The following is a 21,649-nucleotide window of genomic DNA, read 5'->3' as shown; positions in this document are numbered from 1 at the left end:
CTGCCGGCCCAGGCATCGGTTCACCGGTTCTGCCACCGCGAGGCGGCATCGCCCTGCGCCACGGTCAGTTCTTCGTCGACCTTCTTGCACTCGTCGCTCAGCCGGCTGTCGGGCACGAGGTTCCGGGGTCCGGTGGGGCAGCCGCCGGCAGCCTTGGGCGTGCGATGGTTGATCTTCTCGCCGGATGCGAGTTGCGGCCTGCGCCGCTTGTATTTTGCGCGGTGGGCGTCCCATGCGGACTCGATCTGCTTGGATCGCTTGGAAGCGGTGTTGACGCCCTTCGCAGTGTCGGCGGCGGTCTGCGGAAAAACGAAGTACACGTTGCACGGGGCCTGCGGAAGGCTCTTGCAATCCAGGTCGCGCGCACGCTGCACGGCCTCCTTGCGCTGCTTGAGCTTGTCGCCTCTGTCCGCCAGCGCGGCCAGGTCGTCTTCCCACTTCTTCACTTCCCTCCGGTTGGCGGGATGCGGCGGATGGTTGTGCAGCCGCCGGCTCGCGCGGTCGATCTCGGGGCCCTCGTCCAGCCCGTACCACTTGTCTTCGCTGACCTGCACACCGCCCTTCTGCCCTTCGTGCCGCTTGCCGCAACACGCGCATTTGTCGTCTTCCGGCTCCTCGTCCGGAGGCGCCATGAACGCCGCGTTGAGCATCGGCACCTGCGCATTGGCCATCGGGCTGGCATGGTTGGACGTCGTCAGGTCCGTGTGCCTGTCGACGTTCTGCCCCTCGAACTGGACGTCCATCGACCAGGCGACGAAGTAGGTCTTGCCGGTGATCACGTGCGTGACGACGCCCGCGCCCTGGCCGTTGGTGGCGGCCTCATCGCCCAGGGGCGACGTCTTGTAGTACGACGCGTCCTTGAGCATCACCTCCTCGCCCTTGATCTGCACCGTCTTGCTGCCCTCCTTCATGTCCTTCGAAAAGGACGTATCCGGGTAGGGCACCGGAAGCGGTCCCGCCGGCGGAGGCGGCGGCGTCAGGCACACGTCGGGAAAGGCAGCGATGACCTTGCCGTCGCCGGCCTTGCAGGCGATCTCGTCGCCGTTGGCGTAGACCTCACAGCCCATGGCCGTGCGCTCCATGACCGGCCGATGGCGGCAACAGGTTGCGCAACACGGCAGCGGCGCGCTCGCCTGCCAGCGAACTGCAGAGGCACAGGGCCGTGTCGCCCGGCGCGTAGCGCTTGCGGCACGCCTGGTGCGCGAGCACCAGTTGCGCGATGCCCGATGCGGCGCCGGTATCGCCGATGGCCTCGGCCCAGTGCCAGAGAGGCTGCGCCTGCTTGCGCACGACCCGCATGAGACGCCCCTCCATGAGAGGCAGTTCCTTGAAACCGTACAGCTCCCCGGTGACGTCGGACAGGCGCAGGTCGATCTCGTGCAATCCGAGCGACGCTTCGCCGAGCGCCGAACGCACGGCTGCTGTCAATCCGCGCCCGAGCAGCGGCGCCTCGGACAGGAGCGGCGCGTCCTCGAGGCCAAAGCCGAGCCCGGCCACCTCCACGGCCGCATCGCCCGCCGGCGCCGTCTCGACCAGCACCGCCGCCGCAGCTTCGCCGGGAATCGCTCCGTCACGGTTGGCCGGTGTCTTGAGCCGGTAGTGCCGGTCGAGCCAGAGCAGCGTGGCGGCATTGAGCATCGAATCGGCACCGCACACCACGCACGCAGGGGCCAGGCCCTGATGCACAAGGCGGCGCGCCTCGCGCAGCGCCTGGAACCCCGCGACGTGGCCCGAAGCGAACACACCGGAGGCTCCGGCATCGAACCGCATGCCGAGCACCTCCTGCAGGTGCTCGACGATCACGGGAGCGAGGTCGGCGCTTCCTCCAGGCCTGTCGGGCTCGGCGAGGCACACCAGGATCGGCACGCGCTCCCAGGCCAGGTCGGGCCGCTCGGCGGCGAGGCCGGCCACGCATCGCGCCAGCATCCGGCCCAGTCGCGAGGCACGAGGCAGCGTCCAGTCCAACCCCGGCACGATGGCTCCGACCACCGGCTCGCCGGCGTTGTCGCGGTAGGGCAGGTTGCCGAAGGCCGATATCCCTGCGCGCTTGGCTGCGCAAGCGCTCGCAGCGTCCAGCCCGACCGGGCAGACCATGGCGACGGCGCCGATGAACATCGCCTCTACACCCTGTCGTCCTGCGGCACCCGCGCACGGCGCCGCGCGCGCGACCATGCGACGACGTCCGCCAGCGAGTCGAAGTGCTGCTTGCCGCGCATGCGCAGGGCGCGCGCACGGTCGCGCTCCAGTTGCTGCGCATGCCGGCCCAGGATGACCTGTGCGATCTCGCGCACGTTCCGCCGCAGCGGGACGCTGGCGCGCCACGCCAGCGTGAAGCGGGCCTCCTCCGGCTCGATGCAGAAGGTGTCGACCACGCCGGCCACCTCGGTCACCTCGCCCGTGCGCGAAACGAACAGCACCGGCAGACCGAGATCCGCGGGCAGCCTGAACGCCGTGCGGCCTTCGGGCGTCAGGTTCATCAGCACCACCTCTTCCCCGCCGCGCGGATAGTCCATTTGCTGGTCCTCCGGAGCGCTCTGGAAATAGCGGGGATCGAAATCCTCGGGCAAGAAGGGAAACCTGTTGTCCAGCCATTGCCGGTCGTAGGTCCCCGCCCAGCGCAAACGCGCCTGCCAGGCTCGCCCGAGCGGGCCGAACGCCATGGGCATGTAGTTTCCGTCGGCGTTCACCACCTCCTTGCCGGGCTCCTGCGTGTGCGGCAACGCAAGCCCGTCCAGCGCCAGCCCCGACGCGCCGGGGTGGTATCCCACGCCGGCGTGGTTCATCGGATACCAGCGGTGCGCGGCCACGTCGCCAGCACTGCGGTCCACGCCGCCATAGGCATGGTCGTAGCCGATCGGCAGCACGGTGAACGGCCGCGGCGCGCCGGGTCTTCCACCGAGCGGGCCACCTTCGTAAACGCGAGGACCCACCACCTCGAATTTCTTGACGAGCGCGCCGACACGAATCCCGACAGGAACGCGCGTCGCGGGCATCCCTGCAGGTGCATGGCAGCGGCCGTTGACCAGCACATCGCAGCGCGGCTTGAACGGAGCGAAGTCGATCTCGTGCAGCGGCGCCGAAGAGCCCGGCTCGCCGGTGAAAACGTCCGTCGTCACGAGGGGAAGCTGCGCGTCCAGCAGCGCCGGTGCCTCGCCGGCGTGCGCAGGCATGCCGTACGTACCCTTGGCCACCACCACCAGCGACTCCCTGCCGTGCTTGTCGGTGGCCGCGGTGTAGCCAGCGGCCAGCCGCGTCGTGTTGACCAGGTTCACCGTTCGTTCCGCACGGCTAGTTGACCTGCACGGAGGCGCCCTTGATCCGGTTCACGCCGGAAGAGCGGCTGAGCACATGCGTTCCCTGGATCAGCACCTTGCCCGCGCGCGTGAGCGTGATGCTGGCCTCCCCGCAGCGCAGCACCAGCTGCCGGCTCGCGCTGACGAGCATGCGCTCGCCGTCCGGGTCCACCTCGACCTGTGCCGGCGTCGGCGAGAGAGGCCAACCCACGGCCTGACGGATGACGCCCGTCACGATGGGCCGGCTCGCATCCCCCTGCTCGAAGGCGAGCAACACTGGTTGCCCGATGTGAGGGCCGTGCAGGTCGACGACGGTACGCGCCCGCAATGCGGTGCTTCCCGGCTGCCCCGGGTACACCACGAGCGGCGTGCACCCACCCTCGCAGATCGCCACCAGCTCGCCGATCACCGCCGAAGGCAGCGGCGGCGCGGCCTCGGCCAGTTGCTCATGGACTGCTTCTCTTCCGCTCATCGCCCACCTCCGTGAATGCAATCGGTCAGTTCTGCAGAATCTTGGAACCCTTCATCACGATGTCGCTGCTCGCCTTCGCGTGAATCTTCCCCGACGCATCGATCGTGATGTCCTTGCCCTTGATCACGATGGTTCCGTCCTTCTTCATCGTGATGCTCGCGCTGCCGGTGGTGATGGAGATCGAGTCGCCCGCCGTGATGACGAGGTTCTTTCCCACCGACAGCGAATCGTCCTTGCCCACGCTGCTCGTGCGTCCCTCGCCCACGCTGCGCGATTCGCTGCTGCCGACGGTCGTCGACAGGTTCGCTCCCACGTCCACCGACCGGTTCGCCCCGATGCTGCTCGACTGGTTCGCGCCCACGCTGATGGTCTGGCTCGCGCCCACCGTCACCGCCTGCATCGCGCCCACGGTGATCTCCTGCGCGGCGCCGACGGTGATGGTCTCGTTGATACCCACGGTGTGCGTGCGCTGCAGCGCCACCGTCGCGCTCTCGCTCGCGCCCACCGTGATCGTGCGGTTCTGGCCGATGGAGATCGTCTCGTCGAGGTCCACCGTCTCCGTGCGGTTCATGTGGACCGTGATGGTCTCATTCCGGTCCACGGTTTCCGTGCGCTGGCCGTGCACGGTGATGGTCTCGTTGTTGTCGACCGTCTCGGCGCGGTCGTGCTTCACGTGCACGGTCTCGTCGTGGTCGATGGTCTTGGTGCGGTCGTGGCCGACCCAGTGCGTCTCGTCGTTCTCGACCTCGATGTCCTGGTTCTTCTCGGCATGCAGGTACACCTGCTCGGCACCCTTCTTGTCCTCGAAGCGCAGCTCGTTGCAGTTGGCCGCGCTGCCCTTGGGCGTGGAGCGCGTGCGAAACCCGCTCTGCGTGTGGGTGCCGAACGGAATGGGCTGGTCGTCGTTGTAGACGCGGCCGGTGACCAGCGGGCGGTCGGGGTCGCCGTTGAGGAAGTCGACGATCACCTCCTGGCCGATGCGCGGGCAGAAGTAGCCGCCCCAGCCCTTGCCGGCCCATGGCTGCGACACGCGCACCCAGCAGGTCGACTTCTCGTCGCTCCTGTCGTAGCGGTCCCAGTGGAAGTGCACCTTCACGCGGCCGAAGTCGTCGGCATGGATCTCCTCGCCCTTGGGCCCGACGACGATGGCCGACTGCGGCCCCGGCATCACCACGCGCGGCGCGAGCCGCGGCGGCCGGAACGGCATGTCGACGGGGAACACGGTGAGCAGGAAGGCACCGGCGCCCGGCAGTCCCGACTGCAGCGACGGCGTGCGCGCCACCACGGCCTCGAAGGCGTCGAGCGTGTCGGCCAGCACCGCGTCGTCCGCGAGCGTCTCGCGCAGCAGCTCGCTCACGGACACGCGCGCCTCCCCGGCGTCGGCGCCCTCGTAGCCGGGATGACTGGCGACGAAGGTGCAGGCGGCGATCACGTAGTCGCTGTCGCGCGTGCCGTCGGGGTCGTTCTCGAACCTGAAGCTGCGCCCGGCCGCGACGTCGGGCCAGGACGTGAGCGCCCAGTGGCGCTGGCGCCGCGCGCCGATCTCCTCGCCGCGCAGCTTGCCCTTGTCGTCCGCGTCGCCACCACTGAAGTAGCCGCCCGCGAACTCGAAGGCCTCGAATTCGGCCAGCTCGTGCCCGTCGGGCGTGCCGCCCGCGGCCTCCAGCTTCTTCTTGATGGCCTTGAAGTCGCTGTCGGTCGAGGCGTACTTGCCGGTGTCGAGCTGGCGCTCGCTCACCCAGCGCGAGACCTCGTTGAAGCGCGCCTCGGCCGCATCGCCCGAAACGTAGCGCAGGGTGCCGGCGGCGGGCAGCTTCTCGTGCGCCATGTCGCTGGCGTCCGACAGGTGCATGGTGCCGGGCGCGTCGTGCGCGTCGAACCAGCAGTAGATGCCCTCGTCTTCCAGCAAGCGCGAAACGAAACGGTAGTCGCTTTCCTGGTACTGCACGCAGTAGCGGCGCGGCTTGTGGGTGCCGATGACGTTGTCGGCCTTCGTCTTCTTGAAGCGCTTGATGGGGCTGTCCTCGAACACCGCGTCGAGCACCTCGAGCACGGGCTTGTCCTGCAGGATGCGCGAATTGATGCGCTTGGAGAGCAGCCACAGCCATGAGCGCAGCGTGAAGCGGTATTCGAAGTAGCGGCCCACGTGGCCCGCGCGCACGAAGCGCACCGCATGGCCCTGGCAGTGGCGCTCGTGGCGGCCGCCGTCGGCATCCTCGAAGCCGATGACCACGTCGAAGGCCCGCCCCAGGATGTCCTTCGCGTCGATGGCCTTGTTCTGCGACAGCACCGTGAGCTCGTAGGCCGACGGGCGCGCCAGCGCCTCGTGTCCCACGATGCGCCAGAACATCAGGTCGCCGCTGGCGGGCGAATCGCTTTCGATGCGGAACTCCTGTTCGGCCATGGATGGCTCTCTCCCTTGCTCTTCGGTGCGGCGGCGCACGGGCGCCGCCGCGGCACAGTCGAAGCGCCGCTACGGCGCCAGCAACAGCACCAGCGGCTGGCTCGGCACGGTGCGCACGCCGGGGCAGTTGGTGCTGTTCTGCAGCGACACGCTGGTCAGGCGCGACGCGGGCATGCCCATCCACAGCACGGTGAACGCACCGGTGAGATGGCGGCTCGGCCCCATGACCGTGCCCGAGGCCACGCCCAGCATCACGCCGGCGTTGTCGCCGTTGGTCATGGGGATGGTGGTGCCGAGGTTGTGCACGGGACCGCCCATGATCAGGATCGTGGGGCAGTTGGGGATCGCCATCGGTCCCATGGCGATGTTGGGGTACGGCACCGGGATCGGCGACGGCGCGGCGGGCGTGATGCAGACATCGGGAAAGCCCATGTCGGTGCCCATCAGCTGGCAGTTGGCGAACATGTTGCCTCCTGTTCGCCGTTCAGCCGAAATGGATCTGCGCACCGCGCGCCTTGACGAGCTCGCGGCCGTTGACCAGCGTGTGCTCGCCCTCGAGCCGCATGAGCTGCATGGCCTCGACCTCGACGTGCGTGGCGGCCACGCGGTCGATGCCGTCGGTGGTGCGCAGGTAGCTGGAGCTGAAGTGCTGCACGCGGTCCATCACCGACGACAGCATCGAGCCCACGAGCTTGAGGCTGGTGCCCACCACGCTGAGCTGGCGGCCGACGAGGTCGGCGGTGTCGCTCGCCACGCGGGCCTTCTGCGCGGCGATGTCGAGCTCGTCCGAGCGCACGCCGACGCGCGCGGCCTCCAGCTCGAGCGCGCCGCCCGGCACGGCGATGCGCATCTGGCCCGGGCAGCCCACAATGTTGGCCGTGCCTTCCTCGCGCTGCAGCACGGCCATGATCCAGACCTCGTCGGGCGCGATGCGCAGGCAGGCCACGCTGTCGCCGGCGGCGGGCTCGAGCAGGCAACTCGCGGCGCGTTGCGCGCGCAGCCGCAGTCCGCCGCTGGCCACGACCTGTGCGCCCACGGCATCGGTGCCGAGGATGCCCACGCACCATTCGCCGGTGATGGCCTTCGCGGCGGGCCGGCGCCGGGTGGCCGGCCGCTTCGAGGTTTCGTTGTTCATGGCGTGCTCCTGTCGTCTGTGTTCGTGTGTCCGCAAGCTCAGGCCACCAGCGGCTGCCACCGCTCGGACTCGGCCAGTTCGGGATCGGTCTCGATCGCGCGCGTGCGATCGGTCATCTGCGCGTCCGCGGTGTTCGCGCCGTGCAGCACGGTGCGCACCAGCGTGGCGCGGCGCAGGTCGGCCATGCCCAGGTCGGCATGGCGCAAGTCGGCATAGGTCAGCTCCGCGCCCGTGAAGTTCGCGCCGCGCAGCATGGCGCCGGCGAAGTGCGTCTGGTAGAGGTCGCACCCGGCAAAGCCCGCCTGCGGCAGCACGGCGCCCGTGAACAGCGCCTGCCGCAGGCCCGCTCCGGAGAAGTCGACGCCCTGGCCGGTGGCCTCGCAGAAGATGGCCCCGGGCGCGACGGCCTTCGTGAAGCGCGCGCCGTCGAGCTTCGCGCCCTGGAAGTTGCACTGCGGCAGCGCGATGCCGCTGAAGTCGGTGCCGCTCAGGTCGGCCGACGCGAACTGGCAGCCGTCGAGCGCGAGCCCCGCGAACGACATGCCCTTCAGCGAAGTCTTGCAGAAGGCGCTGCGCTGCATGCGGGCGCCGGCCCACGTCAGGTGCGAGAGATCGCACTCGCTGACGGTGGTGTAGCGCCAGCTGGTGCCGTCGGCGCACACGTCGAGAAGCACCGACTGCGTGAGCACCGCCGAATCGAGCTGGGCGCCGCGCAGGTTGGCATGGTCGAGCCGGCACTTGTTGAAGGCCGCCATGCCCAAGGCGGCATCGGCGAGCTGGACATGCATCGCATCGCATTCGGCGAACACGGCGCCGTGGAGGTTGGCCTGCCTCAGGTCCGCGTGATCGAGCTGGCAGCGATGGAACACGGCCTTGCGCAGGTTGGCGCCCGAGGCGATGGCGCCGCGCAGGTCGCACTGGTCGAACACGACCTCGCGCAGGTCGGCATTGCGCAGATCGGCCTCGGCGAGGCGCACCTGCGAGAACACGGCACCGCCGAGCGCCGCACCGGCGTATCGGCCCTTGCCGAGGTCGAGGCGGTGCAGGGTCTCGCCCATGCGCACCGCGATGGTCAGCAGCTTCGGTGTCATGGCACTCATGGCGCGGCCTGCTGTTCGGCGGTCAGGCGCGGCCAGGTGCGCGCACGCTTGAGCAATGCCCCGTCGAGGCGGGTGTCGCCGTCGAGCCGCACGCGCGCGAGGTCGGCGCCGAAGAGGTTGCTGCGCCGCAGGTCGGCACCGCGCAGGTCGGCCTTCTGCAGCACGGCGTCGGCAAAGTTCACGCCGGACATCAGCGCGCCGGCGCAGCTGCTCATGCGCATCAGCGCGCCCTTGGCGCTCGCCAGCCGCAGGTCGGCGCCGTCGAGCCGGGCCTCGCCGACGTTGGCGCCGTCGAGCAGCGCGCGCACCAGCCTGGCGCCGCGCAGGTCGCCGGCGCCGAAGTTGAACCGGCGCAGGTCGGCACCGCTCAGGTCGGCCTCCACCATGTGCGTGCCGCTGACCGCCACCGCGCCCGCGCAGCGCGCCATCTTCAGGTCGGCACGATCGAGATCGCTGGCCACGAAGGTCGCGCTCTCGAGCACGGCGCCGTGCAGGTCCACGCCGGAGAGATCGCACTCCAGGAAGGTCGCGCCCGACAGATCGGCTTCCGGAAAGCGCATGCCCCGCAGGTCGCGCTTGTGGAAGGTCTGGCCCGCGAGCCTGGCGCCCTGCCAGTCGGCGCGGCCCCAGGTGGTGTCGAGCAACTGCGCGCCCACGAACACGGCGCGCCGCATCTGCGTGCCGGCGAAGCTGCAGCCGGCGAGCACCGCGCCCGAGAAATCGGCGTCGTCGAACACCGCGCCGGCCAGCACCGCCTTGCCGAGGTTGGCGTTGCACAGGCGCGTGCCGATGGCGATGGCGCCGTCGAAGCGCGCATGCGCGAGCACCGCGCGCGACAGGTCGGCGCCCGACAGGTTGGCGTTGCGGAAGTCGACGCCCTCGAGCCATGCACCCTCGAAGTTCACCTCGCGCAGGTCGAGGCCGGACAGGTCGGCGCCGGTGAAGTCGATGCGCGCGAACAGGCGGATGCCGGCCGGCACCGCGCGCGCCATTTCTGCGCGCAATGTTGCGGCCTCGGCGGCCGGCATCGGGTCGACGCGCGGCTGCATGTGCGCGGTATCGAGGTAGCCCTGGCGATGCGCATCCTCGAGCTGGTAGAGCTTGGGCAGCACCGGCGCGAGGTCGATCGGCCGGGTGCCCGAGGCCGCCAGCGCGCGCATCTCGGCCAGGTGCTTCTCCGCGCGGTACACCGGCGGGCCGCGGTGCTGCAGCTTCGCGATGTCCATCTTCCCGGCCGGCAGGGCCAGTGCCTTCTCGAGTGCGCCCACGGCGTCCTCGACGGCGGCCCACTGCTGCGCCTGCGCCTGCGCCATCTGCTTCTCGAGGTACGGCGGCAGCGCGTCGCCGGTGGGCACCTTCTCGCGCGGCGGCATGCGGATGCCGAGCGCGTCGGGATCGAGCCCGGCCTGCGTGGCCTTGCCGCGCGCGATGGCGACGTCTGCCTTGGCGCGGCGGTACTGCCCGTCCGCCTGCAGGTTGTCGGTGGCGAAGGGCGCCTTGGCGGCCTCCACCGCCGGATCGAGCGTGCTGACGCCCGCAGGCAGCAGGTCGCTGTCGACGAGCGCGTAGACCGGCCCCATCTTCGGGTCGCCGCGCTTCGCCGCGGCATCGAGGTAGTGCTGGTCGTCGCGCGGCTCGCCGAGCCGCTCGACCGCGCCCATGAGGCTCAGCACGTCGGAGCCGTCGTCGGTGCCGACCTCGGCCAGCCCCTGGAAGATCGCGATGCAGCGCTCCGCATGAGGGAAGAACCACACGGTGGTCAGCCGCAGCGGCACCTCGCGGATCTTGGGTTCGGCGTCCGGCATGCGATAGCCGGCGAACACGCGCACCTTCATGCCCGGCAGCCGGCCCTCGAGCAGCGGCTTGCCGGGGTGCATGTTCTCGAACGAGAACGCCTCGTCGCCGGCGAGCGCGCCACCCATCCACTGGTCGGGCGGTGCGAGGTTGAAGCAGCGCCAGTCGGTATCGGGCGCGAAGCCGGGCGCGTGCTCGCGCAGGTAGCCGGCATCGTAGGTGCCGCGGTACTGCGCGCGCTGCGGATGCATCGGGTCGAGCGCGCCGAAGCCCGCGGGCGCAATGGCCTGGTCGGGACGCAGCAGCCGGTCGGACGGCAGCTCGAGGTTGGGCAGCCAGGTCACGCCGGCGCTGGCCTCGCGGCCCCGGCCCTGCGGGTTGGCCGCGAAGCCGGCGCCGCCGTAGGCGGCCGGCCAGATCAGCGGCATGGATTCGAAAGCCTGCGGCGCGCTCGGCTGGCTGCCGTCCCAGTAGCGGTCGCCGAACACCAGCAGCGTCTTCTCGCGGTCGCCGAAACGCGCGCGCACCGCACAGGCCGACGGCCGTTCCTTCGGCGCGAACGCCTTGCCGTGCACGAGGAATTCGGGCGTGAGCTTGGCCACGCCTTCGTCGATCAGCGGCTGCGCCATCTCCTGCGACAGAAAGCCCCACATCGACTGTTCGGCCCACAGGCAACCGCGCTCGCCCTGTGCGAACGGCAGATGCAGGTACGCGCTGACGTTCAGGCCGAAGCGCTTGCGGAATTCGATCGGCCGGGTGGACAGGCCGAGCGCCTGGGGTTTGAGGACTTGCATGGCGTGACTGCGAATGCCGCGACCGTCAAAGGCTGCTGCCGGAGCCGCCACCGGCACCGCCCGCACCACCCGCACCACCACCACCGCCGCCCGAGCCACCGCCGGAGCTGCCGCCAGAAACACCGCCTGCGCCGCCACCACCGCTAACGCCCCATTGCGACTGCTCGGAGCCACCGGCGCCACCCGCGCCGCCGCCGGCTGCGGAACTCGCGCCGCCGTCGGGGCCTGCGCCCGACGCCCCACCGGCGCCTCCGGCACCGCCGCCCGAACTGCCGCCGGCACCGCCGCCGCCGCCCGAGCCACCCCCGCACCTCCCGCGCCGCCGCCGCTGCTTCCGCTGCCGCCTTCCGCGCCGCTCGAACCGTCACCTGCGCCGCCCGCACCGCCCGCGCCGCCCGCGCCGCCGGCCCCGCCCGACGCATCGCCCGAGCCGCCCAAAGCACCGGCACCGCCGCCGTCCGCACCGCCGCTGCCTCCATCGGCCGGCGGCTGCCATGCCTGCGTCGGCTCGATCTCGCCCTCTTCCGGCGGCGGCGCGGCCGGCGTGCCGTCGGCGTTGCGCGATGCATCCTTCGACAGCGCGTCGGCGCCCGTCGCGTCGCCGCCGCTGAACACCTCCAGGAACACCTCCAGCCCGGTGCCGACCACCGGCACCGCGCCCATGATCCCCTGGTTCTTGCGCATGCCTGTGATGGCGGCCAGGCTGGCCAGGCGGCCGGCGAGGCCGGGCAGGCCGGCCGCCGCGGCTTCCTTGGCCGCCGTCTTGAGTTGTTCCTCGGCCGTGGCGTACTGCTCGATCGTGGCCTTGATGTCGACGAAGGCGCTGCCCGCGCCGGGCGAGAAGCACTCCAGCGACGACTGGCGCACGTTGCTGGTGTGCTGCTCGATCTGGATGGCCGCCACCGTGTCGAGCACCAGGCCGGCCGTGTTCTGGATGTTGACGCCCACGAAGTTCTGCATGCTCAGCGCCAGCGCGGTGTCGATGCTCAACCCCATGAAGGTGCTGCGCGCGATGCCCAGGTTGGCCTCGCTGTTGATGCCGATGTAGCCGCTCGAGTTGGGGCCCAGCACCGTGGTGTTCGAGCCGATCGAGGTCGCGTCGATGTTGCCCACCGCCATCATCTCGATGCCGGTGTTGCTCATCATCTTGATCTTGTTGGCCATCAGGTGCAGCGGGCCGGTCGGCACGGTGATGTACTTGGAACTCGCACCGGTCACCAGCCAGTCGATGTGCGCGGCCTCGAAGCTCATCTTCGCGGCCTTGTAGGTCAGGTTGCCGCTCACCGTGATGGTCTGGTTGCCGGTCACGCTGCGGGTTTCGCCGGCGCGCGAGATGTCGCTGCGCGCGCCCACCACCTCGTGCGTGCTGGTGCCCTTCACCTTGAGCGAATCGTTGCTGTCGACGAAGCTGTCGCGGTTGCCCACCACCTGGTTGTTCTGCTTGCCCTTGACGGTGTTCTTCTGGTCGACCACCACCATGTTGGTGTCGTTGCGCGTCACCGTGCTCTTGCGGTCGCGGTCCACGTGGTTGGTCTGGTCGCGCTTGACCGTCACGGACTGGTCGCGGTCCACCGTGGTGCCGTCGTCGCGCTCCACGCTGCGGCTCATGTCGAGCTCGGCGTGGATGTTGATGTTCTCCTCGCCCTTCTTGTCCTCGAACATGATCTCGTTGTAGTTCGCAGGACCGCCGCCGGGCGTGGAGCGGGTCTTGAAGCCGCTCTGCGTGGGCGACTTGTACGGAATGGGCTGGTCGTCGTTGTACACGCGGCCCACGATGACCGGCCGGTCGGGGTCGCCGTTGAGAAAATCGACGATCACCTCCTGGCCGATGCGCGGAATGAAGTAGCCGCCCCAGCCCTTGCCGCCCCACGGCTGCGACACGCGCACCCAGCAGGTCGACTTCTCGTTGCTCTCGTCGTAGCGGTCCCAGTGGAAGTGCACCTTCACGCGGCCGTGGTCGTCCACGTGCAGCTCGTCGCCCTTCGGACCGACCACGATGGCGGTCTGCGGCCCCGGCATGGTGACGCGCGGCGTGAGGCGCGGCGCGCGGAACAGCCGCTCCGCCGGCATCACCGTGAGCAGAAAGACGGTGCTGCCGGGCTGCGGTGCGGCCAGCGCGGGCGTGGCGGCGATGAGTTCCTCGAGCACCGGCAGCGTGCCGGCGTTCACCGCGTCGTCGCGCAGCACCTCGGCCAGCGCCTGCTGCAGCGGCTGCGCGGCCGCGCCGGCGCTCACGCCTTCGTAGCCGCGGTGGCTGGCGACGAAGGTGCAGGCCGCGATCACGTAGTCGCCGTTGCGCGTGCCGTCGGGGTCGCCCTCGAACCTGAAGCTGCGCCCCGCAGTCACGTCGGGCCACGGCGTCACGGCCCAGTGGCGGTCGCGGCGGGCGTTGAGTTCGTCGCCGCGCAGCTTGGCCCGCGTCTCGCTCCCGTCGCCGGTGAAATAGCCGCCCGGAAACTCGAACATCTCGAGGCCGGCCAGCTCGTGGTTGTCCGACGCGTCGATGTCGGCCCCCAGCTTCTTCTTGATGGCCTTGAAGTCGCTGTCGCGCGACGCATGCTTGCCGGTGTCGAACTGGCGCGCGCTCACCCAGCGCGAGACCTCGTTGAAGCGCGGCTCCGACGCATTGGTGGCCATGTGGCGCAGCGTGTCGGCGGCGGGCAGCTTCTCGTGCGCGATGTCGCTGGCGTCCGACAGGTGCATGGTGCCGGGCGCGTCGTGCGCATCGAACCAGTAGTAGATGCCCTCGTCCTCCAGCAGGCGCGACAGGAAGCCGTAGTCGCTTTCCTGGTGCTGCACGCAGTAGCGGCGCGGATCGTGGGTGCCGATCACGTTGTCGGCCCTGGTCTTCTTGAAGCGCTTGATGGGGCTGTCCTCGAACACCGCGTCGAGCACCTCGAGCACCTTCTTCTCCTGCAGGATGCGCGAGTTGGCGCGCTTGGTGAGCAGCCAGAACCACGAGCGCAGCGTGATCCGGTACTCGTAGTGCCGCCCCATGTGGCCCGCGCGCACGAAGCGCACCGCGTGGCCCTGGCAATGGCGTTCGTGCTTGCCGCCGTCGGCGTCCTCGAAGCCGATGACCACATCGAACGCATGCCCGAGGATGTCCTTCGCATCGAGCGCCCTGTTCTTCGACAGCACCGTCAGCTCGTAGGCCGATGCACGCGCCAGCGCCTCGTGCCCCACGATGCGCCAGAACATCAGGTCGTCCTTGGCAGGTGAATCGCTCTCGATGCGGAACTCGTTGTCGGCCATTTCTTGGTCTCTTGCGTGGATGCGGCGTCAGTGAGGCGTCAGTGCAGCGTCAATCGCCACGACCCGTTCGTGAAACACCGCGGAACCGGCTTTGCCGGGCCGCAGGTGTTGCCCCCTGCAAGGGGGAAGGAGCAGCGACACGAAATGCGCGCAGCCTGGGGGTGTGCGTCATGTCAGTCGAACGCGTAGGTGAAGTCGGCGTCCTTCACGTCCAGCGCGACGCGGCGGATCTCGCCGCCCGATGCCAGCCGCTGCAGGTACTCCACGGAGATCGTCGGCAGCACGGTGTTGGTCAGGATCGCGTCGATCACGCGCCCGCCCGACTCCGGGTCCTGGCAGCGCGCGACGACTTGGTCCACCACAGCGTCGCTGTACTCGAAGGGCACGCCGTGGTTGGTCTCCACGCGCTTCTTGATGCGGCCCAGCTGCAGCCGCACGATCTTCTTCATCATGTCCGGCGACAGCGGGTAGTAGGGAATGGTCACGATGCGGCCCAGCAGCGCAGGCGGGAACACCTTCATCAGCGGCGCCTTCAGCGCATCGGCCAGCGCGTTGGGGTCGGGCAGCAGCTCCGGGTCGCGGCACATGCTCATCACCAGCTCGCTGCCGGCGTTGGTGGTCAGCAGGATGATCGTGTTCTTGAAGTCGATCATGCGGCCCTCGCCGTCCTCCATCCAGCCCTTGTCGAAGACCTGGAAGAAGATCTCGTGCACGTCGGGGTGGGCCTTCTCCACTTCGTCGAGCAGCACCACGCTGTAGGGCCGGCGGCGCACCGCCTCGGTCAGGATGCCGCCCTCGCCGTAGCCCACGTAGCCCGGGGGGGCGCCCTTGAGCGTGGAGACGGTGTGCGCCTCCTGGAACTCGCTCATGTTGATGGTGATGATGTTCTGCTCGCCGCCGTACAGCGCCTCGGCCAGCGCCAGCGCGGTCTCGGTCTTGCCCACGCCGGAGGTGCCGCAGAGCATGAACACGCCGATGGGCTTCTGCGGGTTGTCCAGCCGCGCACGCGAGGTCTGGATGCGCCGCGCGATCATCTCCAGGCCGTGCTTCTGGCCGATGACGCGCTGGTTGAGCGTGTCGGCGAGCTTGAGCACCGCTTCCACTTCGTTCTTGACCATGCGGCCGACGGGAATGCCGGTCCAGTCGGCGACCACCGAGGCCACGGCCTGTTCATCGACCGAAGGCAGGATGAGCGGCGACTCGCCCTGCACGGCGTGGATCTTCGCCTGCAGCTCGTGCAGCTCCGCCAGCAGCGCGGCGCGGTCTTCGCTCCCTCCCCCGCTGGGGGAGGGTTGGGGTGGGGGCACGTCGGCCTTGGCATCGCCTTCGGCCTTTTGTGAATCCACCGGCTTGTTCCCCGCGCGCAATTTGCTGCGCAGCTCCAGCAGCCGGTCGACCAGCCCCTTCTCTTCCTTCCACCGCGCATTCAGCGTCTCGAGCTGCACATTCGACTCGGCCAGCAGCGATGCCACCTGCGCCGCGCGCTTCGTCACGTCGATGCCGATGGCCTCTTCGCGCCCGATGATCTCCTGCTCGACCGTGAGGCCTTCGATGCGGCGCATGCAGTCTTCCACCTCGGGCGGCGTGGCGTGCTGCGACACGGCCACGCGCGCGCACGCGGTGTCGAGCAGGCTCACCGCCTTGTCGGGCAGCTGGCGCGCGGGAATGTAGCGGTGGCTCAGCTTCACCGCCGCTTCGATGGCCTCGTCCAGCAGTTGCACGCGGTGGTGCTTCTCGAGCACGCTGGCCACCCCGCGCAGCATCAGGATCGCCTTGATCTCGTCGGGCTCCGGCACCTGCACCACCTGGAAGCGGCGGGTGAGCGCCGGGTCCTTCTCGATGTACTTCTTGTACTCGGCCCACGTGGTGGCGCCGATGGTGCGCAGGTTGCCGCGCGCCAGCGCAGGCTTCAGCAGGTTGGCCGCGTCGCCGGTGCCGGCCGCGCCGCCCGCGCCCACCAGCGTGTGGATCTCGTCGATGAAAAGAATGATGGGCGTGGGCGAACTCTGCACCTCGTCGATCACCTGGCGCAGCCGCTGCTCGAACTCGCCCTTCATGCTCGCGCCGGCCTGCAGCAGGCCGATGTCGAGCGTGAGCAGCTTCACGTCCTTCAGCTGCGGCGGCACGTCGCCGCGTGCCAGGCGCTGCGCGAAACCTTCGACCACCGCCGTCTTGCCCACGCCGGCCTCGCCGGTGAGCAGCGGGTTGTTCTGGCGGCGGCGCATGAGGATGTCGACGATCTGGCGGATCTCCTCGTCGCGGCCCGTCACCGGGTCCATCTCGCCCTTCTTCGCCTTCTCGGTGAGGTCGACCGCGAACTTCTTCAGCGCGTCGCCCTTGCCCATGGCGGCCGGCGCCATGGCGCCGGACTCCTCGCCGGGCGCGCCGCTGCCCATGCCGGTGCCGTCCTGTGCACGCATCTGCGCCTCGGGCGAGGCATCGCAGATCTTCGCGAAGTTGTCGGCGAGGTCCTCGACCTTCACCTTCTCGAACTGCTTCGACAGGCCGAACAGCGGGTTGCGCAGGCTCTGCGTCTTCAGCATGCCCACCAGCAGGTAGCCGGTGCGCACCTGCGCCTCGCCGAACTGCAGCGTGGCGTAGGTCCAGGCGCGCTCGATGGCGTTCTCGATGTGCGGAGAGAAATCGCTGATGGCGGTGGCGCCGCGCGGCAGGCGATCGAGCGCGGCCGTCATGTCCTTGGCAATCACCGACACGTCGAGGCCGTAGTGCTGCATCACGCGGTGCAGGTCTGAGTCCTGCGCCTGCAGCAACTGCGCGAACCAGTGCTCCAGCTCGACGTACGGATTGCCCCGCATCTTGCAGAACACCGTGGCGCCTTCGATGGCCTTGTAGGCCAGCGCGTTGAGCTTGCCGAAAAGGGCGGTGCGGCTGATTTCACTCATGGAGGACTCCGTATCTTTTCTGAACGAATGACGTCGGGTTTATTGAAAGGCGCCGTGGCTCGCGATGCGCACGTCGGCCGCATCGGCGGACCGCGCGCGCTCGCCGAGCCACGACACCCAGCCCAGGCGCGGGCCGTTGCCCTTCGCGGCGCCCAGGCGCGTGGCGGGCACCTGCTTCTTCTCGAGCACCAGTTCGGCGTCCCACTCGAGCTCGTCGCCGAGCAGCTGTTGCATCCAGCGCTGCAGCACGGGGCGTGCATTTCCGGTCGGCAGGAACATGCGGTACTGCTCGAACGAGAGCGGCCCCAGGTGCAGCCGCACGCGGTGCTGGCGGTCCCAGGCGCAGGTGCCGAGCATCGCGCCCATGCCCATCGACCGCGAGCTCTCGCCGCGCCCCAGGCGCGTGAGCTCGCCGGCGGGCAGGCGCATCCAGTGGCCGACCCAGCGCTCGAGCGTCACCGGCACGCCGAAGTAGCTGCACAGCACCGACTCCACGCTCTCCACGTTGTGCACACGGCGCGCGAGCCAACCCGAGAAGTGCAGGCGCGCGTCGTCGTGGATCTCGTCGCGCCCCGTGCGCCCCGGCGTGCCGATGCCCACCAGCGCGCCCACCTGCAGGCGGAAACGGTCCTCGCCCGGACGATCGAGCGCCACGGCCGGGCGCGACTGCGCCCACGCGCGGTAGAAGTGCAGCGAGAAGCGGTGCGAGAAGCTGTCGAGAAAGGCCAGCCAGGTCGGATCGCCATGGTTCAGGCTGCGCTCGCGGATGAAGTCGCTCAGGTGCACCGGCAGCGGGCCGTTGGGCCCGATGTAGCCGAAGAATTGCTGGCGCAGGCGCGGCGGCGAATGCGCGGTGGCGGGCTCGAAGCGGCTGAAGCTCGCAGGCGCGAACGACAGAGAAGGCTCCTGCCCCACGCGCACCGGCTCGGCGCCCGGCAGCAGGGCACGGCCCCAGCGCGGCGTGGTCGCGGCGACCGACTCGAGCCGGCGCATCACCGCGAAGTAGTCGAACGCCCACGGCTCGGCCGTCCATGCGCGCAGCGCGGCATCGACGCGGGCCTGCACCGCTTCGCCGGGGCGCGCCGCTTCGCGGGCGCCTTCGGGCGGCCGGGCGCCGTTCACAGGATCTGCCGCGTCCCGCACAGCGGCCTCCAGCGCATGGTCTCGCCCCGGCCCGCGACGCGCAGCACGGTCTCCACGAAATGGTTCACCTCGACATGCCGCGACAGAAAGCGCGCGAGCACCGCGCCGAACAGGAACGCGCTGTGGCCGTGGAAGGCGTCCTTGTCGACTTCCAGCGTCACCTCGAGTCCGCGGCCGAAGGCGATCGGGCCCTTCATCGGAAGTCGCCGCGCGACGGGCTTGCTTCTGACCGACAGCAGGCCGCGCACCTGGCCCTGGCGCATCTCGTCGGCATGCACTGCATAGAGCATCAGGGTTTCGCGCAGCGCGGCGGCCCCCTGCTCCGGCGTGCTGTCGGACAACGACAGGTAATTGAGCGCGAGGTGGTCGACCACGCGCCAGCCGAGCCCCTGGCTCACCACCGGCGACACCGGGCGCGAGGGCCCGCGCACCATGCGCACGCGCTGCACGGGGAAGGAATCGACGCAGTCGAAATCGTTCTCGCGGCCGAGCGGCATCAGCAGCGGCAGGTCGCGGTTGGTGCACAGCGCCGTCACCGCCAGCTGCCGCAGCGTGGCCGCATACGGCGCCTGCTGCGGATCGACGATCTGCATGTAGACCTCGGAGCCGATGTGGCTGCTGCGGTGGCCTTCGGTGCGCTGCCGCACCGAGAGCATGCGCGGCTCGCGCGTGGTCGTGAAGTAGGCCGGGTGGCTCGTGCGGCTGCCGTGGAAGGCCGAGTAGAACGGCCGGAACGGCTGCTCGGCCGCCGCCGCGTCGGGGCCCGGAACGCCATGGCCGATGACTTCGGTGACGGTGTGCACCTCGAAGTCCTGCGGCCGCGTGCGGTCGGGCACCAGGTGGAACTGGCTCACGCCCTCGGTCAGGGGCACGCGGTCGAGCCGCTTGGTGAAGAGGTTGACGGCAGGCACGCAGTGCAGCTGCACGTTGTCGGCGCTCACGAGCTTCTCGAGCGCCGCGTCGCCGCGCGAGAACAGCAGCACGATCTCGACGTCGCTCACCGGCATCGCCGCGAGCAGCGCCTTGAGGCCGCCGATGCGCACGAACTGGAAGCGCTGCGGAAACGCGAAGTACTCCTGCAGCAGGCGGAAGCCCGAGAAGCCGGTGGCCGTGGCGGGCAGCAGCGCCTCGTCGTCCCTGAAGCCGACCTCGCCGATGGCGCTGCCCGGCAGGCTCTGCGCCGCACCTTGCAGCGCACCCGCGGGCGACAGCGGCCGCACCAGCACGCCCACGGGTTGTCCCAGCGCGCATTCGTGCAGTTGCCAGGCCACGTCTTCCGCGCCGCCGAAGTGCAGCACGAGTTCGTCGAGCGCGATCTGGCTGAAGTTCAGGCCCGCCGTGGCGCGCAGTGCGATGCGAAGGCCGCCGCGAATGGCGCGCGATTGCGGGTGCGTGTTCAGCGGCAGGTCGGGCGCGTAGGTGAAGTACTGCGCGCGCTGCACCTCGACGGGCCACACGCGCAATGCACTGGCCGTGCGGAATTCGCAGTGCGTGTTCTGCCCAACGGCCTGCCGCGCGCGAAGGCCGCTGCCGCGCGGCAGCGTGGGCCCGGCCGCAAGGTTGGCGTCCTCGGGATCGGGCACGAACGACACCACCACCATCGCCGGGGTGGGTGCGAGGAAATGCGGATAGACGATGTCGAGCAGGTGCCCGGTGAAGCGCGGGTATTCGGCGTCGAGCTTCAGGCCCACGCGCGCCGACAGGAAGGCGGTGGCCTCGATGAGCCGCTCCACGTACGGGTCGGCCACTTCCTGGCCCTCGATGCCCAGGCGGTGCGCGATCTTCGGGAACGCGCGCGCGAACTCGGCGGAGCTTTCGCGGAAGTAGCGCAGTTCCTGTTCGTAGAGGCTCAGCAGCCGGGGGTCCATGGCACTACTCCGGGAAGGCGGCCGCCGCCGGGCCGCCCCAAGGCGAGCCGCGCCTCCCCCTCGGTAGGTGGCGAACTGCACGAAGCGCAGCGCGGTGAAAAGCCGGGGGGCTCATAGCTTCGCCATGTCCACGATCTCTATGCGTCCCTCTTCGAGGTCGACGCGGCTTCGCATCAGGAATTCGAGCGGCACGGGCTGCGCCCACAGCATGCCGCGGATCTGCAGGCCGATGCTGTTGTGGGAGTCCAGTGCCGGGCCTTCCATGACGAGTTCAACTTCGAGGGTGCGGGACAAGATGCGCGGCTCGAACTGCAGGATCGCGTTCTTCAGAGCCTGTTCCATGCTGACACGCTGCACCGACGAGGTGAACTGGCCAGACAGCATAGGCAATCCGTAGTTGATGACCGAGCGCGCTGCGTTCGGGTATTGCTTGTCGTCCATCGACAGGCCGTGGCCCGTCGCGTTGAAGAGCCAGCCGAGGTCGCGCAGCACGGCCTGGCGCAGCGCCTGCTTGGTCAGCGTCCGCTTGTCGTCGCCCTCGCGTTTCTCGTCGGGCGCGTTGTCGACGAGGCGGTCGAGCAGCGAAGGCTGCAGCCGCTCCTGCGCGGTGAGTTCAGCCATGGGCCGCGCCCGCTTCGGCGGCTCCATCGGCCGTGCCGGCGGCCTGCGCGAACACGATCTCGCGCACGTCCATGAGCGCGTACTCGCCTGCGTCGCTGCCGAGCACGCGCTGGCCGCGCCCGGCCCACACCTCGGGCCGCAGCTCGCGCCATTCGGTCTTGCGCGCCAGCAGCAGCTCGCCGTCCTCGGTCTTCTCGGTGCCTTCGTAGCGCGTCGGGATCAGCGCGAGCGTCTCGCCGCCGTTCTCGAACTGCAGGTGCGCGGGCATCCACACGGCGTCGCGCAGGTCCTCGGGCGGCTCGATCCTGATGTGCGCCAGGCGCGCATAGGGAATCCAGTAGTACTTGCCGTTGACGAAGGCCTCGAGCACCGGGCCGAGGCGCATGTCGGCATCGGCCAGCCATTCGAAGGGTGCACCGTCGATGGTGCCGCCGATGGCGGGCGCGCCGTCGAAGGCCCGCTGCCGCAGGTCTTCGGCGAGTTCGGTCTCGCCGCGGCCCTGGCGCAGCAGCGACTCGATGAGCAGCGCAAGCCACTCGTCGGGCTGGCCGAAGATCATCGGCGTGCGCGTGCCGGCGAACACTTCGGCGCGCAGGCCTTCGCAGCGCACCGCCTCGCCGTAGACCTGCTTCATGGGCACGGCGAGCGCATCGAGCTCGGCCGCGACGGTGAGCTGGTTGAGCGCGCGCTCCCATTGCCCGAGCACGCACAGCAGCTGCGCCATGAAGACGCGGTGCCTGCTTTCGGAGGGCTTGGCGCGCACGTCGTCGCTCAGTGCCTTGAGGGCGGACACCGGGTCGGCGGCCTTGAGAAATTCGGCAGCGGTGGTCATGGCGTGTGTTCCTTGAAGGGTTGCGGGCGGCGCAT

14 protein-coding genes are annotated in these 21,649 nt (G+C 69.8%); all 14 read right to left on the bottom strand.

Features of this window, described 5'->3' with window-relative positions:
* Nucleotides 1-20: 20 nt before the first annotated feature.
* Entirely contained in the window at nt 21-1,067 is a 1,047-nt protein-coding gene (locus tag AACL56_RS05720) for a DUF4150 domain-containing protein (protein ID WP_339088862.1), read from the bottom strand.
* A complete protein-coding gene (locus tag AACL56_RS05715; RefSeq protein WP_339088861.1) occupies nt 1,057-2,115 on the bottom strand; it encodes a hypothetical protein in 1,059 nt (352 codons plus the stop codon). Before AACL56_RS05715 ends, AACL56_RS05720 begins: the two co-directional genes overlap by 11 nt.
* 5 nt (nt 2,116-2,120) lie before the next feature.
* A complete protein-coding gene (locus tag AACL56_RS05710; protein WP_339088860.1) occupies nt 2,121-3,272 on the bottom strand; it encodes a DUF2169 family type VI secretion system accessory protein in 1,152 nt (383 codons plus the stop codon).
* 16 nt (nt 3,273-3,288) lie between these two features.
* Nucleotides 3,289-3,765: a DUF6484 domain-containing protein gene (locus AACL56_RS05705; RefSeq protein ID WP_339088859.1), complete on the bottom strand. Its 477-nt coding sequence runs from the start codon at nt 3,763-3,765 to the stop codon at nt 3,289-3,291.
* A gap of 25 nt (nt 3,766-3,790) precedes the next feature.
* Nucleotides 3,791-6,169 carry a type VI secretion system Vgr family protein gene (locus AACL56_RS05700; protein ID WP_339088858.1) on the bottom strand — a complete coding sequence of 793 codons (2,379 nt, stop codon included), beginning with the start codon at nt 6,167-6,169 and terminating at the stop codon, nt 3,791-3,793.
* A gap of 69 nt (nt 6,170-6,238) precedes the next feature.
* Nucleotides 6,239-6,634 carry a DUF4150 domain-containing protein gene (locus AACL56_RS05695; protein ID WP_339088857.1) on the bottom strand — a complete coding sequence of 132 codons (396 nt, stop codon included), beginning with the start codon at nt 6,632-6,634 and terminating at the stop codon, nt 6,239-6,241.
* Between the two features lie 19 nt (nt 6,635-6,653).
* Nucleotides 6,654-7,304 (bottom strand): DUF3540 domain-containing protein, encoded by a 651-nt coding sequence (locus AACL56_RS05690; RefSeq protein ID WP_339088856.1) that lies wholly within the window; start codon nt 7,302-7,304, stop codon nt 6,654-6,656.
* 38 nt (nt 7,305-7,342) lie between these two features.
* The gene (locus AACL56_RS05685) at nt 7,343-8,404 is read right to left on the bottom strand and encodes a pentapeptide repeat-containing protein (protein WP_339088855.1); all 1,062 of its coding nucleotides are present in this window, start codon (nt 8,402-8,404) and stop codon (nt 7,343-7,345) included.
* Nucleotides 8,401-14,247: a type VI secretion system tip protein TssI/VgrG gene (gene tssI, locus AACL56_RS05680; RefSeq protein ID WP_339088854.1), complete on the bottom strand. Its 5,847-nt coding sequence runs from the start codon at nt 14,245-14,247 to the stop codon at nt 8,401-8,403. The genes AACL56_RS05685 and tssI overlap by 4 nt, the downstream gene beginning before the upstream one ends.
* Before the next feature lie 173 nt (nt 14,248-14,420).
* Nucleotides 14,421-17,150, bottom strand: a complete 2,730-nt coding sequence (gene tssH, locus AACL56_RS05675) for a type VI secretion system ATPase TssH (RefSeq protein WP_339088853.1) — start codon at nt 17,148-17,150, stop codon at nt 14,421-14,423.
* A gap of 39 nt (nt 17,151-17,189) precedes the next feature.
* Complete coding sequence (tssG, locus tag AACL56_RS05670) at nt 17,190-18,272, bottom strand: type VI secretion system baseplate subunit TssG (protein WP_339088852.1); 1,083 nt, start codon at nt 18,270-18,272, stop codon at nt 17,190-17,192.
* Nucleotides 18,269-20,161 (bottom strand): type VI secretion system baseplate subunit TssF, encoded by a 1,893-nt coding sequence (tssF, locus tag AACL56_RS05665; protein ID WP_339088851.1) that lies wholly within the window; start codon nt 20,159-20,161, stop codon nt 18,269-18,271. Before tssF ends, tssG begins: the two co-directional genes overlap by 4 nt.
* Before the next feature lie 111 nt (nt 20,162-20,272).
* Entirely contained in the window at nt 20,273-20,782 is a 510-nt protein-coding gene (gene tssE, locus AACL56_RS05660; RefSeq protein ID WP_339088850.1) for a type VI secretion system baseplate subunit TssE, read from the bottom strand.
* Nucleotides 20,775-21,614: a type VI secretion system accessory protein TagJ gene (locus AACL56_RS05655; RefSeq protein WP_339088849.1), complete on the bottom strand. Its 840-nt coding sequence runs from the start codon at nt 21,612-21,614 to the stop codon at nt 20,775-20,777. The genes tssE and AACL56_RS05655 overlap by 8 nt, the downstream gene beginning before the upstream one ends.
* Nucleotides 21,615-21,649: the final 35 nt, after the last annotated feature.

The sequence above is a fragment of the Variovorax paradoxus genome, from assembly GCF_902712855.1.
Classification (GTDB): domain Bacteria; phylum Pseudomonadota; class Gammaproteobacteria; order Burkholderiales; family Burkholderiaceae_C; genus Variovorax; species Variovorax paradoxus_Q.
This window is presented reverse-complemented; position numbering and strand designations above follow the sequence as displayed.